The organism is Candidatus Omnitrophota bacterium (genome assembly GCA_030650275.1).
Classification (GTDB): Bacteria; Omnitrophota; Gorgyraeia; order Zapsychrales; family Fredricksoniimonadaceae; genus JACPXN01.
Window position 1 is genome coordinate 264,950 of the sequence record JAUSEK010000023.1, and the last position, 17,111, is coordinate 282,060.

A 17,111-nucleotide genomic window follows, 5' to 3' on the forward strand; every position below is an offset into this window, starting at 1 on the left:
ATGTAACGCCTGTTTATACTATTGCATATACGATAACGTGCATGCCCCGCTGCTTTCTTGCGAAAGCAAGAAGCGGGGCAGGCCTTTATTTGATTGACGCTGGGGTATAAACATTTTAAAATCATTACTATTCATGCGTATTGTCCTTCAAAGGGTGAAAGAGGCCCGCGTGACCGTTGGCGGCGAGGCGGTGGGGCGGATCGGCAAAGGGCTGCTGGTCTTTTTGGCCGTTGCCAAAGGCGATACGGCCCATGAAGCCGACCGTCTGGTAGACAAGGTCCTGGAACTGCGCGTTTTTGAGGACAGCGGCGGAAAAATGAACCTCTGCGCCCGGGACGTGAACGCGGAATTTTTGGTCGTGCCCCAGTTCACGCTGTACGGCGACTGCCGCAAAGGCCGGCGGCCTTCCTTTGACGCGGCGGCCGATCCCCAACAGGGCGAAGAACTTTATGAACATTTTGTCGCGCGGTTAAAGAATTCTAAAGTAACCGTCGCCTCCGGCCGTTTCCGTGCCATGATGGAGGTGGCCTTGGTCAACGATGGTCCCGTGACACTCATCCTCGATGCTGATCATTGACACCCACGCGCATGTTGACCAACTCGCCGACAGGGACGGCGCTTTGCAGCGGGCGGATGCGGCCGGCGTCAGCGATATCGTGGCCGTTAGTGTGGACCTGGATTCCATGCGAAAAACAGAGGATATTGCCAAGGCCCATGGTTCGACTGCGCTCACCACAGGTGCCCGGCCCCGCATTCATCCGGCATTCGGCGTCCATCCCGGCATGATCAAGCCGCAGGAGTCCATGGAAGCGCAAGCGTTCATGCGCGCGCATTTGCCCCATGCCGTTGCCGTCGGGGAAACAGGACTGGATTATTGGTACAAGCAGGCGCGCAAGGATGAGGCCGAACGCGATCAGCAGAAAGCATCGTTCCAGGCCCATTTGGACCTGGCCAATGAATTCGATCTGCCCATCATCATCCACAGCCGCGGTGCTTGGGGCGATTGTCTGGCCATGACCAAAGCCGCCCGGGTCCGCCGGGCCTTGTTCCACTGGTACAGCGGGCCTCTGGACATTCTCGACGGGATATTGGAAGCCGGCTATTATGTTTCCACCAGCCCCAGCGTGGCCTATAGTCCGCAGTCACGCGAGGCCATGGCCCACGCGCCGCTGGAACGTATCCTTGTTGAGACGGACAGTCCGGTGCGTTACAATGGGCCACAGCCCTTTGACGCTGAACCTAAGGATGTTTTAAGGACATGGACGGCGTTGAGCCGTTTGAAAAACGAGGACGAGACGGTTGTTTTGGGAACAGTGAACGCCAACGCGAAAACATTTTTTAAGATCTGACCATGAAACAAAAAATGAAGATACGGGTCGCGCTGCTGGTTGTCCTGGTTTTGGCGATCGGGATATCCCTGTTCTTGGTGTGCGGCAAAAGCATCGCCATGCAGGACGTGTTCCCGCCCCAGCCCGTGTTTTACGCCCGCCTGGACCATGTTGCCGAGAATATCACAAAGGCAGGCGGATCTTCCTTTTGGAAAAATATTTCCGCCATCGATGTCCCCAAGGTCCTTGTCCGCAACAATGTCGGGCAGCCCCGGGTGAAGCGGATCGAAGAATTCTTAAGCGGGATCAATGCGTTCATCCAAAATCCCTGGGCCCGGATCGTTTTCGGCAAAGAGGTCGCTTTTGGATTTTATGAGGATGGAGGGTTTTTGTTCGCCCTGCGCCTTGGACCGTCGGTGCATGCGGCCGAGATCATCAGCCGTTTCGGGGACCAGTGGGGCGATGAGGTGGTGACCTCCCGCCGTGAGTATCAAGGTGCGTCCATCATCACGGTGGACGTGAAAAAGAAAAATGTCGTTTTTCAATACGTGCGCCTGGGCGATCTTCTGGTGGCAGCGCCCGGCGATTCCCTGATGCTCAACAAAGTCATCGACGTTTATCACAAGAAAGCGCCGGGGCTTGTTTCCGACGGGAATTTTGCTTTTGTCGCCGGCCGGGCGTATCCAGCCGGACAGGGGTTCTTTTATGTCAATGCCCGGTCTTTGAATGATGTTTTAAAACAGCGGGCGGCCGCGTGGGAAGCGCAGGACCTTGAAGAAATGTCCGCCCGGACCACCGGTGTTGAGTCCTACGGCCTTTCTTTTTTGCCCGGCGAGGTCAACCGCTGGAAACTGATCGTGGGCGTTGATCCGGCATTGATGAACCCGGAGGCGCGCAAGGCCCTGTCCTGTCCGCCGTCGGAACAGCCGCCCGTCAAATTCGTCCCCCCGGGCGTCATTGCCTACCAATGGGGGGCCTGCTATGATTTTAAGCAAGTGTGGGAGCGTCTGCGCGAACAGGCGCAGGCGGTACCGCCGTCCGTGGAGGAGCAGGCCCGGCAGTTCAAACGCCGTCTGGAAAAACGTTTAGGGCTCCAGTTTGAATCCGACGTCCTGCCGCTCTTGGGCAATGAGGCGGGAGGGTATTTGACCGATGTGGACACGACGGGCATGTTCCCTTATCCGCGTTTTCTGGTTTTTTTGAAAGTCAAAGACCGGACTAAAACCGAAGGTCTTTTGGCCCAGTTGACCCCTGATCTCCTGGTGCCCGTTCTCGAGGAGGACCATTCCAAGGTCAAGATCCGTTACGCGCCCGTGCCTTTGGGGCCCAACATGGATCCCGGGTATTGTTTTATCGGTGATTACCTGGTTTTTTCTTCCACCCGTCAATTGCTGAAGAAATCCATTGATACGGCCGCTGATGCGTCGCGTTCTTTGGGCGCGGACAAGACCGCGCGCGCTTTTGGCTTATCAGCGTCGGACAAGGCCAATGCCGTGGCGTTTGTGCGCCTGGACGTATTCGCCAAACGCCTGCGGGAATTATTGGATTGGGCGGACAAATATATGTCATCCCAGGCCACCGCGGCCTCGGCTTTCCAGCAGGAAAGCGAAGCCAAAAAAGAGGCGATCGCCCGGGTCATGGCGGCCAAAACCGTGGAGTTGACGCTGGCTGAACGCAAGATCGAAGACCCCTCGGTGGCGCCCGACGCCGTTGAAAATCTCCGTCAGTCGGTCCAGGCCCTGCGCGACGACATCAAGACCGGTACGGCCCAGAGCGGCGAGTTGGACGTCCTGGCCGCCCAGTATCAGGCACAGGCCCAGTCCGCCAAATTGTGGATGTTCAATTCCCGGCAGGTCGTGGTCCCTGTGTTAAAGGGGTTGGAGACGCTCAGGGCTTTGGGCGTGAAGACGGCATTGACCGGCCGGTCTTTTGAAACGGAGATCTTATTAAACTAAGACCACCCATCGTTATTTTGCTGTTGTTGTGCCTGACCCAGAGCGGTTGTTCTTTATTGACCCTGCCGTTCCAGCTGGTCGGCGGGGTTTTTAATTTGCTGGGGCAGGCGGTCAACGTCGCGGCCGCCATGCCTAAACCTCCTCCTTGGATGTTCTTCTAATGTATAAAGTCGTCCATAAACAGGTCCTTGCCCAGGGTATCAAGCGTTTGGATTTTCACGCGCCCGGCATTGCCGGCCGTGTGCTGCCCGGTCAGTTCGTGATGCTGACCCCCAACGGGGTTGATCACGCCATTCCTCTGACCGTTGTGGATGCCGACGAGCGCAAGGGGGTCATTTCGCTCATTGTGCACGAGGTGGGTTCATCGACCAGGGCCCTGGGGTCTTTGAGCCTCGGCCAGTCGCCCAAGACCATTGTCGGGCCTTTGGGCCGCCCCGCGGTTGTTGAAAAATACGGGCTGGTGATCGCGGTGGCAACCGGCATCGGTGCCGCGCAGATCCTGCCCTTGTGCCGGGCGCTCAAGAAAAAAGGCAACAAGGTCATCGGCATTGTCGGCGCTAAGTCCAAAAAAGTCTTGATGCTCGAGTCCCAGATGCGGGTCGTCTGCGACGAATTTTTTATCACCACCAATGACGGGTCTTACGAACGCAAAGGCCTGGCCACCGAGGTCCTGCAGGAACTCCTGAACAAATTCAAGGTGCAATATGTCTATGCGATCGGTGGGGCGGAAATGATGCGGGCCTGCAGCCTCATGGCCGGGGTCAAGGGCATTCCCATACAGGTGACGTTAAGCCCGTTCATGGCCAATGGATTTGGGACTTGCGGGTCCTGCCGCGTCCGTGTCGGCGGCGCGTTCAAGCTGGCCTGTGTGGACGGCCCGTCTTTCGACGGGCATCAGGTGGATTTTGATGATCTGGAAAAACGCATGAACACGTTAAAGGAGGGCGGATGGCCGTTGTCCCGTCCGAACAACCCGGGGACAAGAGGGCTGGCAACCTTCATGAAGTCGTTCTTGGGTTCGTCAAAAAACAAAACCTAGAAGAGTCCCGCCGCTGTCCCCAATGCGCCCAGCCGACGTGCATGGTCTGTCCGTTGGGAATTGATATTCCGGGGTTCATCCGTCTTTTGCGCGAGGATGACGCCCCCGGGGCTTTGCGCGTCATCCGCAGGAACAATCCTTTTCCGGGTATCTGCGGCCGCGTTTGCCCCGCTCCGTGCGAGAGCGCCTGCATTTTTAACGACGAGGGCGCGCCTATTTCCATCCGCGCTTTGGAACGGTATGCCGCGGATTGCGGGGCCGCCAAGGCCGACAAGAAAAAAAATATGGTGAAACCGCAGGGCAAAAAAGTTACGGTCATCGGTTCAGGCCCGTCGGGGCTTGCCGCGGCGCATGAACTGGCCGCGGCCGGGCACAGGGTCGATGTTTTAGAGTCCATGCCGTTTCCCGGCGGACTGTTGCGTTATGGCATTCCGGAATTCCGCCTGCCCCAAAAGGTCCTGGATGAAACCATCGCTTTCGTTGAGTCCATGGGCGTTGAGATCCAAACCAATGTTTTTGTGGGCGCCACGGTGACGGCCGAAGACCTTTTCCGTCAGGGCTGCGGCGCGCTCCTCATTGCCGTGGGCGCGGCGGTCCCGGACCTTTCCCTTATTGCGGGGCATAACAGCGGCGGGGTTTATTACGCGCAGGAATTCCTGATGAGGGCCCAGATACACGGAAAGGACAGGGTGTTTGATGCCGCGCGATCTTTGATGAGAGGACCAAGGATGGCCGTGATCGGCGGGGACAGTGCCGCTTTTGACGCGGCGCGTTTGGGCCGGCGTTTCGGGCAGGACGTGGACCTGGTTTTTTCCGGTCTGGAAGAAGAATTGACCGCTTCCCGTGCCGACGTCCGCCAGGCTGTTGAGGAAGGAGTGCGTCTGCACACGGGGTTGGAGTTATTGGCGATCCTGGAGGATGGCGAGGGTTTTGCCCGCGCGATACGCTGCCGTGCGGATGCCCCCCAAGAGATCGAAGCGCAAACCGTCATTTTATCCAACGGGTCTAAACCCAACACATTTTTAGCCCGTCAGATGCCGCAATTAAAATGCAACACCGACGGGACGCTGTGGGTGGACCCCGCGACCGGACAGACCAGCATGGAGGGGATCTTCGCGGCCGGCACGGTCACCACAGGCGCCGGATCTGTGGTGGATGCCATTGCTTCGGGCAAGGCCGCGGCACAAAACATCATACGCTACTTAAAGGACCGGCCATGACGGTTGAAGGCATTCTTGAAAAAAAACGCCGGGGCGAGAAGATCACGGTGTTGACCGCTTACGATTATCCGACTGCCGGCTTTTTGGATGAGGCGGGCATTGATATTATCCTCGTCGGTGATTCTCTGGCCAACGTGGTCCTGGGGCTGGAGTCCACCAAAGAGGTGGGCATGACGGAGATGCTGCACCATGCCGGGGCGGTGGTCCGGGCGGTCAAAAATGCCCTGGTCGTCGGAGATATGCCTTATGGCGCTTACCAGCCGCACGCGCAGGCCGCGCTGGACAATGCCCGGCAGTTCATGGACTTAGGATGCAAGGCCATCAAATTGGAATGGTTCGAGGACTGCGCGCAAACCGCCCGAGAGATCATTGAAGCGGGCATTCCGGTCATGGGACATGTGGGCCTGACCCCGCAAACCGCCGGCGTAATGAAGGTGCAGGGCAAGGACACCGCCTCTGCCAAGGTGATTTTAGAGGAAGCCAAAAAACTGGAAGAGGTCGGCTGTTTCAGCATAGTCCTGGAATGCATCCCGATGGAATTAGCGCGCCTGATCACCGGTCGGTTGAAAGTTCCCACCATCGGTATCGGCGCCGGGCCCCATTGCGACGGCCAGGTGCTGGTCACCCACGACCTTTTGGGTTTGTTTGACAGATACCAGCCAAAGTTCAGCAAGAAGTACGCGGATTTAAGCGCTGTCATCAAGGCCGCGGCCAGGGCTTACAAGAATGATGTGCTGGAAGGCAAATTTCCCGACGACGCCCATTCTTTCCACATGCCTCCGGATGAACTTAAGAAAATAGTGACAGGCACCAATTAATCCTATTTCTTAAATCCTAATTAATTAGTGCCTGTCACTATTTTTATGAATCTTATCCTGCTTTTTGATCCTGATTTTATTTCCACCAACCGCGTGCGGTTGGGCGGGCGACGTTTTATGCATGTCCGCGACATCCATCGCGCCCATGCCGGTGAGGCATTGTCCGTCGGTGTATTGAACGGTCAGATGGGCAAGGGCACGATCACGGTCATGGGCGATGATGCCGTTGAAATGGACGTGCGGCTGGAGGCGGAGCCGCCGTCGGCTTTGCCCCTGACGCTTGTGATGGCCCTGCCGCGGCCGAATGTCCTGAAGCGGACGCTGGTCTGTGCCGCTTCTTTAGGCATCAAGCGCATCATTTTGCTCAATTTTTTCCGCGTTGAAAAATCTTTATGGAACTCCTCGGCATTGCGGCCTGAAGCGGTTCGCGAACAGTTGATCCTGGGGTTGGAGCAGGGCAAGGACACGGTTTTGCCGCGGGTGGATCTGCGTGAGCGGTTTAAACCCTTTGTTGAAGATGAGCTTCCCGCCCTGGCCAAAGGGACATTAGGTCTGGTCGCCCATCCGGGGACCGGAACGCCGCCTCCTCAAAACGTTCGCGGCCCCGTGACCCTGGTCATCGGCCCGGAGGGGGGTCTGATTGACTACGAGGCCGAAAAATTGACCTTTTTGGGTTTTCAAATGGCGGATCTGGGGCCGAGGATATTAAGGGTGGAAGCTGTCCTGCCGTATCTGGTCGGAAGGATTTTCTAAGGGCCCCGCCTTTGGCGGGGCAGGTATTTCGTCTTGCTTTTTAATCCCCATTTGCTAAAATATCTTCTCTATTATGGCTGAAAATGATGTGATGGACAAAGTTGTCGCGCTGTGCAAACGGCGCGGTTTTATTTTTCAATCCTCCGAGATCTACGGGGGGTTAGCCGGGGCATGGGACTACGGGCCTTTTGGCGTGGAACTCAAGCGTAATGTCAGGAACGCGTGGTGGCAGTCGGTCGTCCATCAGCGCGATGATGTTGTGGGTTTGGATGCCAGCATCCTCATGCATCCGACGACCTGGAAGGCCTCCGGGCATACCGATCATTTTACTGATACGTTGGTGGACTGCAAGAAATGCAAACGCCGCTTCCGCCAGGACCACCTGAAAGGCAAATGCCCCGGTTGCGGGGCCGTGGAATTCACCGAACCGCGGCCGTTCAATCTGATGCTCAAGACCAGCGTCGGGGCCATGGAGGACTCCAGTTGTGCGGTGTATCTGCGTCCCGAAACAGCGCAGGGCATTTTTGTCAATTTCCCCAATGTCGTGGACACCACCCACCGCAAACTGCCTTTCGGCATCGCCCAGATCGGCAAGGCATTCCGCAATGAGATCACGCCGGGCAATTTCACCTTCCGCACCCGCGAATTTGAGCAGATGGAGATCGAATATTTTTGCCGTCCCGAGGATGCCCCGCGCAAACATGAAGAATGGATACAGGCGCGTCATCAATGGTATCTGGAGCTGGGAATAAAGAAGGAAAATCTGCAATTGCGCAAGCACGGCAAGGAAGAGCTGGCCCATTACGCGGCCGGATGCACGGACGTGGAATACAAATTTCCTTTCGGCTGGTCGGAGCTGGAGGGCATTGCCAACCGCGGGGATTATGACCTCAAACAACATGCTCAATTTTCCGGCAAGGACCTGCAGTATCAGGATCCGGTGAGCAATGAAAAGTTTTATCCGCATGTCATTGAACCGTCGGGCGGATGCGACCGGGCCGCGCTGGCGTTTTTGGTGGACGCGTATCACGAAGAAACGGTCAAGGACAGCATTCGCGTTGTCCTTAAATTTCATCCCAAACTGGCACCCGTCAAGGTCGCGGTCCTGCCGCTTTTAAAAAAGAACGACGGCATCGTGACCCTGGCCAAGAAAATCAAGGCCGGCCTACAAAAAGACATGGTTTGTGTGTATGATGATACAGCCGCGATCGGAAAATTGTACCGCCGTCAGGACGAGGTCGGGACCATGTTTTGCGTCACCGTGGACGTGCAGACCCTGGAGGACGGCCAGGTCACGGTGCGCCACCGCGACACCATGGCGCAGGAACGCATCCCCGTCGATGGACTGAAACATTATTTGATCGAACATTTAGCGTTATAGGAGAGGAACAGGAATGACAAAAAAGTACGTTTATTCTTACGGCGCCGGCAAAGCAGAAGCCAAAGGCGAGGCATTGACCAAGAGCGTTCTTGGCGGCAAGGGCATCGGCCTCATGGAAATGACGGCGATCGGCATTTCGGTTCCGGCGGGCTTTACGGTCACCGTCCAGACCTGCGAGGCCTATTATAAACTTGGCCGCAAACTTCCTCAGGGCTTGGAAAAAGAAGTGCGCGAGGCCGTGCTTAAACTTGAAAAAGCCGCAGGCAAGAAACTGGGGGCCTCCCATGATCCTTTGCTCGTTTCCGTGCGCTCCGGCGCCGCGCGTTCCATGCCCGGTATGCTGGAGACCATTTTGAACTTGGGGCTCAATGACAAAAGCGTCGAGGGGCTGGCCAAAAAAACAGACAATCCGCGTTTCGCCTATGACGCGTACCGCCGTTTCATCCAGATGTTTTCCAGCACGGCCATGGGGCTTTCCAAGCAGCCCATGGAAGACATGCTCAATGAAATGAAGCATGAGATCGGCGTCAAGACCGACCCTGAAATTCCCGCCGAGAAACTCAAGGAACTTTGCGCGCAGTTCAAGGCCTTTTATAAAATGAACAAAGGGGAGGATTTCCCGCAGGACCCCTGGGAACAATTGTGGGGTGCCATCACGGCTGTCTTTAACAGCTGGGAAGCGGAAAAATCCCAGACCTACCGGCGCGTGGAGAAGATCACAGACCTCAAAGGCACGGCCGTCAACGTCGTGCAAATGGTCTTCGGCAATAAAGGGGAGGACAGCGGGACTGGCGTGTGCTTCACCCGTGACCCCAACACCGGCGAGAATACGTTCTATGGGGATTATCTCATCAATGCCCAGGGCGAGGACGTGGTGGCCGGCATCCGCACGCCGCTCAAACTTTCCACTTTGCGCGAAACGATGCCCAAGGCCTATGACCAGTTGTGCGCGGTGCGTGCCATCCTTGAGTGTCACTATAAGGAAATGCAGGACCTTGAATTCACCATTGAAGACCAGAAATTGTATATGCTGCAGTGCCGGACAGGCAAGCGTTCACCGGCCGCGGCATTCAGCATCGCGTTGGACCAGACGACCAAACCGTTGTTGACCGGCCGCCAGGCCAATGACCTGGTCAAAAAAGGTTATCTGCCCAAGAAATACGCCCAATTGGCCCTTAAGCCGGTCATCACCAGAGAACAGGCGGTCAGCCGCATTTCTTCCGATGATATTGAGCGCCTTTTTTATCCTGTCATCGACACCAAGAAGATCAGCGCCGAAGAGTTAAAGAAAATACGTTTGGGCAGCGGAATCAATGCCGTCCCCGGCTCTGCCGCGGGCAAGGTGGTGTTCACCGCCGCCGAAGCGGAAAAGATGGGGCATAAAGGCGAGAAGGTCATTCTGGTGCGCAAGGAGACCAGTCCCGAGGATGTCGGCGGCATGCACGCGGCCAAAGGCATTTTGACAGCCACCGGCGGCAAGACCAGTCACGCGGCGGTGGTGGCCCGCGGCTGGGGCAAATGCTGTATCGTCGGATGCGAGGCCCTCAACATCAATTATGAAGCCAAATCCATGACCGTTAACGGCAAAACCGTCAAGCAGGGCGATTATATCACCCTTGACGGTTCCGCCGGCAAGATCTACAGCGGTAACCTGGCCTTAAAGGAACCGGAACTTCCCCCGGCGTATTATACGATCCTCAAATGGGCGGACCAATTTCGCACCATGAACGTCCGCACCAACGCGGACACGCCGTATGACGCCGTCAACGCCATCAAGATGGGTGCTGAAGGCATCGGGCTGTGCCGCACCGAGCACATGTTCTTTGACACCGAGGAGCGCCGTCTGGCCATCCAGGAAATGATCGTGGCCGAAACGCTGGATGCCCGCAAGATCGCGCTGGCGAAACTTTTGCCGTTCCAGACCGACGACTTTTACGGCATTTTCAAGGCCATGAACGGTTTTCCGGTGACGATCCGTCTGATCGACCCGCCCCTGCACGAGTTCACGCCCAAAGACAATGCCGGTGTTGAGAAATTGAGCAAGATCACGGGGATATCGGTGGAGAAGATCAAACACCGTTGCGAACAATTGCATGAGTCCAACCCCATGCTGGGCCACCGCGGATGCCGTTTGTGCATCACGTATCCGGAGATCCTGGACATGCAGGTGACGGCCATTATCCAGGCCGCCGTCAAATGCAGAAAAGAGGGCATCAAGGTTTTGCCGGAGATCATGATCCCGCTGACCATGGACAGGAAAGAATTCGAGATCATGGAACAGCAGACCCGTGTGGTGGCCGAGAAACTCATCAAACAGGCCGGCGTGAAACTGCCGTATCTTGTTGGTACAATGATCGAGATCCCGCGCGCGGCCCTGTTGGCCGACCAGATCGCCGAAGTGGCCGAGTTCTTCAGCTTTGGCACCAATGACCTGACCCAGATGACCCTGGGGCTGTCCCGTGACGATGCCGGACGTTTCCTGCCGACCTATGTCGCGACCGAGAAGGACGGCGGCAAGGGCATTTTCAAGGACGATCCGTTCCAAAGTTTAGACCAGGACGGGGTCGGCCTGCTGGTTAAATTGGGCATTGAACGCGGCCGCTCGACGAAAAAAGACCTCAAGGTGGGCATTTGCGGCGAGCATGGCGGTGAGGCGGAGAGTGTCAAGTTTTGCCACAAAGCCGGCATGAATTATGTGTCCTGCTCGCCGTATCGCGTGCCGATCGCGCGTCTGGCTGCCGCTCAAGCGGCCCTGCAGGATCAAAAGAAATAAAATGGACCCGATCAAAGCGTATTTAAAGGAGATCAAAAATATCCCCCTGCTGACAGCGCAGGAGGAAGTGGACCTGGCGCGCCTGATCAAAAAAGGCAACAAGAAGGCCCGCGAGAGAATGATCAACTCCAATTTACGGCTGGTTATCAGCATGGCCAAGCGTTACGTCAATTTGGGCATCTCTTTAAGCGATCTGATCGAGGAAGGCAATATCGGGCTCATGCGCGGGGTGGACAAGTTTGACCCTGAAAAGGGTTTCCGTTTTTCCACCTACGCGGCCTGGTGGATCAAGCAGGGCATCTCGCGCGCCATCATCGACCAGGGCAAGATGATCCGCGTGCCCGTGTATCTCAACGAGGAGATCATCAAATACCGCAAGATGGTCGAGAAATTGACCCATCAATTCAAACGCCGTCCGACCATCGCCGAGATCGCCAAGCGGATGAAAGTCACCGTCCATAAAGTGCGCGATCTGGACGGGGCCATCACCAAGATGTCCAGTCTGGACGCCCCGCTGGGGGAGGACGGGGACGGGAAGATCAAGGACATCATCGAGGACGAGAGTTTTGCCACCCCTGACGCGGACGTTGAGCTGTTCTTCACCAAGGAGCGCGCGCGTTCCATTTTGGAATCCCTGGACGAACGCGAACGGATCATCATCGACATGCGGTTCGGTTTGGCCGACGGGGAAAGGTACACCCTGTCCAAGATCGCCAAGCGGCTGGGCATCTCGCGCGAGCGCGTGCGCCAGGTGGAAGAATTGACCATACAGAAATTGAGAAAAGTTCTCCATGACAAGGAGACAGTGGAGGATCACCCATGACCATGACTAAACGCAAACCGATCTACGTTTTGATCCTGCCCCGTTTTGAGGATATTTTCCATTCCTTTTATACCGGCGAGATTACCAAGGGCGTCAATCTGGCGGCCAGCCGCCTGAACGTTGACTTTCTGGTGCACATCACCGACCGTTCCAACCACGCGACGTGGCTGGATCCGACCATCCTCGACCGCAAGCACGTCGACGGCATCCTTTTCGCCGACATTGACAATGACCTCGACATGGTCAAGCGCGCCATCATGCGCGGCATGCCGTGTCTGGTCCTGAACAATATCATTTTCGAGCCCATCAATTATATCGCGGTCAATAATTACAAGGCCGCGGTACAGGTGGTGGAAGAATTCGTTAAACTGGGCCACACCAGGATCGCCACCATTGCCGGGGACCTGTCCACCCAGGCCGGCCAGTCCCGTTTGGATGGTTATACCGACGCGCTCAAGAAACATGATATTGCAGTGGACAAAAGTTACGTCAAGATCGGCGGATTTTTAAGGACACCGGCGCGCCAGGGAGCGCAGGAACTTTTGAAGCTCAAGGACCGCCCGACGGCCATTTTTGCCGCCTCCGACGTGATGGCCTTGGAAGCCATCGACGTGGCCAAATCCAGAAAGATCACCGTGCCCGGTGACCTGTCCATTTGCGGTTTTGACGACAATCCTCTGAACGCGCACAGTCCCGTCAAACTCGCCACCGTGGCCCAGCCCTTAGTCGAGATGGGCCGTCTGGGATTGGAAATGCTCTACCAGATCAGCCACGGCAAAGCGAAACTTCCGGTCAAGGAAGTCCTGCCGGCAAGATTTCTCAAGGCGGAATCCATGGCGGCGTTAAAATAAATATGTAGGGGCGTATGGCCATACGCCCCTACAGGTAAGATTTTTATGAAAGTTGCCGATTTAAAAAAACACATCCGCGACATCCCTGATTTCCCGCAAGAGGGGATCATTTTCAAGGACATTTCCACACTCCTCAAGAACAAGGAGGCATTCCGGAAATCCATTGACGAGCTGGCGCGCAAGTTCGGCAAAGAGCGCATTGATTATGTCGTCGGGGTGGAGGCGCGCGGTTTTATTTTCGGGGCGGCACTGGCTTATAAACTGGGTGTCGGTTTCATCCCGGTGCGCAAAAAAGGCAAGCTTCCTTATAAAACCAAAAGCGTCACCTACAAACTCGAATACGGCACCGACACTTTGGAGATCCACGAGGACGCCCTGGCGCCCAAGGCCAGGGTCCTGATCGTGGATGATCTTCTGGCTACCGGCGGCACGATCAAAGCCGTGGTCGACCTGATCATCGCCCAGAAGGCCAGGATCGTCGGCGTGGCGTTCCTGGTGGAATTGCGGTTCCTCAAAGGCAAAGAACGCCTTAAAGACCTGCCCATTTATTCCGTTATTCAATACTGATGATTTTGTTCAATTGTTTTGTCCATATCGCGGTGACGCTGATGGTCTTGGGCATCGCCTTGCGCCGGGGTTTCGCGATGCCGGCAGCGTTGCTGGCCGCTGTATTGTTCGCCGTGCATCCGGGAAAAGCAGAAATGCTTTTGGGGATGCCTCTGGTCCTTCCGGCATCAGCGGCGGCATGGCTGTGGGCAATGGCCGCGGGAATAAAACAATGGGCGTTCCCGGTGGACATGTCCTTGGTCCATCCTTTGCCGCAAGCGCTGGTGTCTTTTGCGCATTTAAGTCCCGCGGATGCGGTCGTTATTAATGTGGGACGGCTGATGTATGTGCCGTCCATTTTTTTATCTTTGGCCGCGGCCGCGCTCATCGCGCGCCTGTACCGGTTTTTGGCCGGGCAGGAGGCGATCATCCGGTATTTGTTCGTCGCGGCCGTCTTCATCTTATTGACGGGGCTTGTGACTTTGTCCTACGCGCAGGTTTCTCTGGGACTGGATCCCGTGCGTTTATGGCAGTATCAGGCCCGCCTGTCGGCGCACCCGATCGTTCTTGACAATTTGGCCGCGGCCACCCGGGCTTTGCCGGAATACCAAAAAGCACGGGACTACGCGGACAATAACGTCGCTCCCGACAAGGACACGCTCGAGATGATCAATGCCGTCGAGAAAATATACCTTAAAGCCGTGTCCATGGACCCTGGTTACGGGCAGGCGTGTTATGATCTGGCCGACTTTTACGCCGAATTAGGGCGCTGGCAGGATGCCGTGGCCTGGTATGGCAAAACGCTTGCCGTTGACCCCGGACGGCAGGAGGTGTATTTCGCCTTGGGCCGCGCGTATCAGCGCATGGGCAAGCCGCAGGAGGCGGTCACTGTTTTTAACCGCCTTCTCGCCGCTTTTCCCGACGACGAAAAAGCCATGGCCCGGGTCATTGACGCTTACAATGTCGCTTCCGACGACCCGCAGTCATCCGTGTACCGGGAAAAAAGGGAAGAGGTCCTGGCCGCCTACGAGCAATGGGCCAAGCGCAAGAAATACGGGGCCGTGGATTTTTTTAATTTGGGATTCCTGTACGAGCAGGTCGGCGGGCGGGAAGAGGCCGTGCGTTTTTACCGCAAGGCCCTGGAACTCAAAGGCGATTATGACAAACCGCTGTACCGTCTGGCCGGCTTGTACAGACAGGCCGGCGATCTGAAGACCGCTTTGGCATTGTATGAGCGTCTGGTCCGTTCTCATCCTAAGTTTGCCAACGGATATTTGAACATCGGTATCATTTATAATGCCCTGGGTGACGCGGACAGGGCCCGGTATCTGTATCAGAAGACCGTGGACCTGGACCCTGCCAACGCCGACGGGTATTTTAACCTCGGTTATTTGAGCGAGGCCAGGGGGGACCTCAAAGAGGCCATTGCTTTCTACGAAAAGACGGTCGAGGCGGACCCCAAATATGCCGAGGCCTACTACAATATGGGCAACGTCTACGCGGTGCTGACCCAATACGCCGAGGCCATGGCCGCGTATCTTAAAACCGTGGCGATCAACCCCGATCACCAGAACGCTTACGTGAATTTGTCCATTTTGTCTTTTAAGTCCCGCGATTTTCAGGGCGCGCGGCGATATCTGGAAGAAGCGCGGCTTTTGGGGTATAATCCTCCGGAAAGCTATTTAAAATCTTTAGAGCCGTACAAGAATAAAAAGTGATACGGATGCCCCTGCCCGCCTTCGCCAAAATGCTTCGCGTTTGGCTTCGGCGAGGCTACGGGGCAAATTTATCTGGAATAAAAACATTAAGGAAATTTGCCCCTGTAGCTCAATTTGGATAGAGCGAGGCTCTTTCCGAAGACAGAGTCTTCGGAACCTAGGCTGTTGGTTCTCCCGCTTATCTGGAGAAAGACGTTGAGGTAAGCGGGACCCCGCCCCGCCTTGGCGTGGCGGGGGATTCCAACCGGGGGCGCTTAGTTTGACGGTAAGTTGAACACCATTGAACGCACATTCTTTAACCGGCCAGTTAATCAGTGTCATGGGTAAGAAATGGAAGAAATTGAAAAACCTAAGAAAGTATGTGCTCTCTGGGATAACGAAAGGAATGTAAAATGATTGATTGGATTATTATTTTTATTTGTGTAATGCTTTTCGTATGGCTATGGACTAAGTTGGGAAATCGTATTAACAAGTATGAAAGTATACTCGAAGGCATTGCGGATGATATTTATGACATAAAGAAAAAACTTGGCCTTAAAGCTGAACCAAGGACTGATAATAAATATTATCTTGAGAGAAAGGCTGCGCTTGCTTCTGATGTCCAGAAAGAAATTGCTCTGCAACAGGGGGATGTACAAAAGGCGGTCAGTTTTGTTAAAAATACATTTTCTGGGAAAATTAATAAATATATGTCAGAAGAAGAAATTATGAGTCTAGCCGAGTTTGCCAAGGAGAACGTTGAGGAAAACCAGAAAAAAATTCAAGAATTGGTTGGCCAAGGGAAATCCTATAATGAAATTTGTAAAGCGTTTGAAGGCGAAGATGCATACCGACAAGGATGGTATAACTATGCAGGTAGTGTTTGTAGGCCAACGTTGGGAGTAAATATGCCCATAGATGCAACCAAAATATAGGGACCGGAATCGCCTAATAAAGTAAAATGGAAGAAATTAAGAAATTTATAGAAGACGACTTAACCAATAAAGCAAAAGACATAAATAGCTTTACTCAACAGGCAAATGAGCAAGAATTTATAGTCTGCCGTTTTCTCATTGGTTGGAGCGTTGCATCGATCGGTGCTTTAATAATGTTTTATTTGCAAAACATCAATATAGAATCTCCTAAGACAATCATGCTTCTCTTATCTTTACGAGAAGCGTTCCTCCCACTAGTAGTTTCCATATTTCTTGGTATCCTACAACATCTTTCTTTTGGTAGTAACCTGCTAAAAAGATCTGCAGAATTGGATAAAAAAAGCAGAAAGAAAGTTAAAAAGATCATGGAAGAAGGCGACGCTGCAATCCCAAAAATTGCGAAAGATTTAATTACAGAATATACAGAAGAATCCATCTTGACGATCGGATTTAAAGGTTTTCTGTATTCACAAATGGCCTCATTCTTATTTGGCATTTTTATGGTTGGGTACTCAGTAATATTCTTAAAGTTATGAACTGATCAATAAGGCAGTTAGAGTACCACGTTTAAGAATTTCTTGTAAATGGTTGGCCTAAAGATAGCGAAACTCTTTGTCCACTTAAGTTTACGATACTTATAAAGTTTCACAAGTATTTTAACACCTTGGATTTGAAGTGTTCGACTGCCATCAAGAGATCCGCGTTTAAATATTATGAATGCTCTGTATATTTTACAAAGTGAGAAAATAGGCAGAGCTGGCGTATGTTATCAGTTGATTTAGAATGCCCCTGTAGCTCAATTTGGATAGAGCGAGACTCTCCTAAGGTCTAGGTTGGCCGTTCGATTCGGCCCGGGGGCGTTTAAATATTGCTGTTGGTTTGATATGAATGCCCTGTATATTTTACAAAGTGAAAAAACAGGCAGATATTATATTGGCAGCACAACAGATTTTAATAACAGGATTATTAAGCATAATGCCGGGTTAGTGCTG

General features: G+C 54.3%; 16 protein-coding genes and 1 tRNA gene. All 17 read left to right on the top strand.

The annotated features are described in order from the left end of the window. The first annotated feature begins 133 nt into the window (after positions 1-133). The 17 genes from dtd to Q7K71_07345 all read left to right on the top strand — a co-directional run bounded on the left by dtd (position 134) and on the right by Q7K71_07345 (position 16,979). On the top strand, positions 134-577 hold the full coding sequence (gene dtd / locus Q7K71_07265; GenBank protein MDO8675892.1) for a D-aminoacyl-tRNA deacylase: 444 nt from the start codon (positions 134-136) through the stop codon (positions 575-577). Beyond that, entirely contained in the window at positions 564-1,349 is a 786-nt protein-coding gene (locus tag Q7K71_07270; protein ID MDO8675893.1) for a TatD family hydrolase, read from the top strand. The genes dtd and Q7K71_07270 overlap by 14 nt, the downstream gene beginning before the upstream one ends. 2 nt (positions 1,350-1,351) lie before the next feature. Continuing rightward, complete coding sequence (locus Q7K71_07275; GenBank protein MDO8675894.1) at positions 1,352-3,283, top strand: DUF3352 domain-containing protein; 1,932 nt, start codon at positions 1,352-1,354, stop codon at positions 3,281-3,283. A gap of 23 nt (positions 3,284-3,306) precedes the next feature. After that, positions 3,307-3,444, top strand: coding sequence for a hypothetical protein (locus Q7K71_07280; GenBank protein ID MDO8675895.1), 138 nt, complete (start codon positions 3,307-3,309; stop codon positions 3,442-3,444). Beyond that, positions 3,444-4,322, top strand: a complete 879-nt coding sequence (locus Q7K71_07285; GenBank protein MDO8675896.1) for a sulfide/dihydroorotate dehydrogenase-like FAD/NAD-binding protein — start codon at positions 3,444-3,446, stop codon at positions 4,320-4,322. Before Q7K71_07280 ends, Q7K71_07285 begins: the two co-directional genes overlap by 1 nt. Next, a complete protein-coding gene (locus Q7K71_07290; protein ID MDO8675897.1) occupies positions 4,232-5,542 on the top strand; it encodes an FAD-dependent oxidoreductase in 1,311 nt (436 codons plus the stop codon). The genes Q7K71_07285 and Q7K71_07290 overlap by 91 nt, the downstream gene beginning before the upstream one ends. Continuing rightward, entirely contained in the window at positions 5,539-6,360 is an 822-nt protein-coding gene (gene panB, locus Q7K71_07295) for a 3-methyl-2-oxobutanoate hydroxymethyltransferase (protein MDO8675898.1), read from the top strand. Before Q7K71_07290 ends, panB begins: the two co-directional genes overlap by 4 nt. A 45-nt stretch (positions 6,361-6,405) precedes the next feature. Beyond that, complete coding sequence (locus Q7K71_07300) at positions 6,406-7,113, top strand: 16S rRNA (uracil(1498)-N(3))-methyltransferase (protein ID MDO8675899.1); 708 nt, start codon at positions 6,406-6,408, stop codon at positions 7,111-7,113. Positions 7,114-7,204: 91 nt separating this feature from the next. After that, positions 7,205-8,494 (top strand): glycine--tRNA ligase, encoded by a 1,290-nt coding sequence (locus Q7K71_07305; GenBank protein MDO8675900.1) that lies wholly within the window; start codon positions 7,205-7,207, stop codon positions 8,492-8,494. Positions 8,495-8,507: 13 nt separating this feature from the next. Beyond that, a complete protein-coding gene (locus Q7K71_07310; protein MDO8675901.1) occupies positions 8,508-11,267 on the top strand; it encodes a putative PEP-binding protein in 2,760 nt (919 codons plus the stop codon). Between the two features lies 1 nt (position 11,268). Continuing rightward, positions 11,269-12,090 carry a sigma-70 family RNA polymerase sigma factor gene (locus Q7K71_07315; GenBank protein MDO8675902.1) on the top strand — a complete coding sequence of 274 codons (822 nt, stop codon included), beginning with the start codon at positions 11,269-11,271 and terminating at the stop codon, positions 12,088-12,090. After that, positions 12,087-12,941: a substrate-binding domain-containing protein gene (locus Q7K71_07320; protein ID MDO8675903.1), complete on the top strand. Its 855-nt coding sequence runs from the start codon at positions 12,087-12,089 to the stop codon at positions 12,939-12,941. Before Q7K71_07315 ends, Q7K71_07320 begins: the two co-directional genes overlap by 4 nt. A gap of 45 nt (positions 12,942-12,986) precedes the next feature. Continuing rightward, positions 12,987-13,508: an adenine phosphoribosyltransferase gene (locus Q7K71_07325; protein MDO8675904.1), complete on the top strand. Its 522-nt coding sequence runs from the start codon at positions 12,987-12,989 to the stop codon at positions 13,506-13,508. Further along, complete coding sequence (locus Q7K71_07330) at positions 13,508-15,205, top strand: tetratricopeptide repeat protein (GenBank protein MDO8675905.1); 1,698 nt, start codon at positions 13,508-13,510, stop codon at positions 15,203-15,205. Before Q7K71_07325 ends, Q7K71_07330 begins: the two co-directional genes overlap by 1 nt. Positions 15,206-15,597: 392 nt before the next feature. Then, a complete protein-coding gene (locus Q7K71_07335; GenBank protein ID MDO8675906.1) occupies positions 15,598-16,119 on the top strand; it encodes a hypothetical protein in 522 nt (173 codons plus the stop codon). 26 nt (positions 16,120-16,145) lie between these two features. Then, positions 16,146-16,655 carry a hypothetical protein gene (locus Q7K71_07340; protein ID MDO8675907.1) on the top strand — a complete coding sequence of 170 codons (510 nt, stop codon included), beginning with the start codon at positions 16,146-16,148 and terminating at the stop codon, positions 16,653-16,655. A gap of 249 nt (positions 16,656-16,904) precedes the next feature. Beyond that, positions 16,905-16,979, top strand: a tRNA-Arg gene (locus Q7K71_07345). The last annotated feature ends 132 nt before the right edge of the window (positions 16,980-17,111 follow it).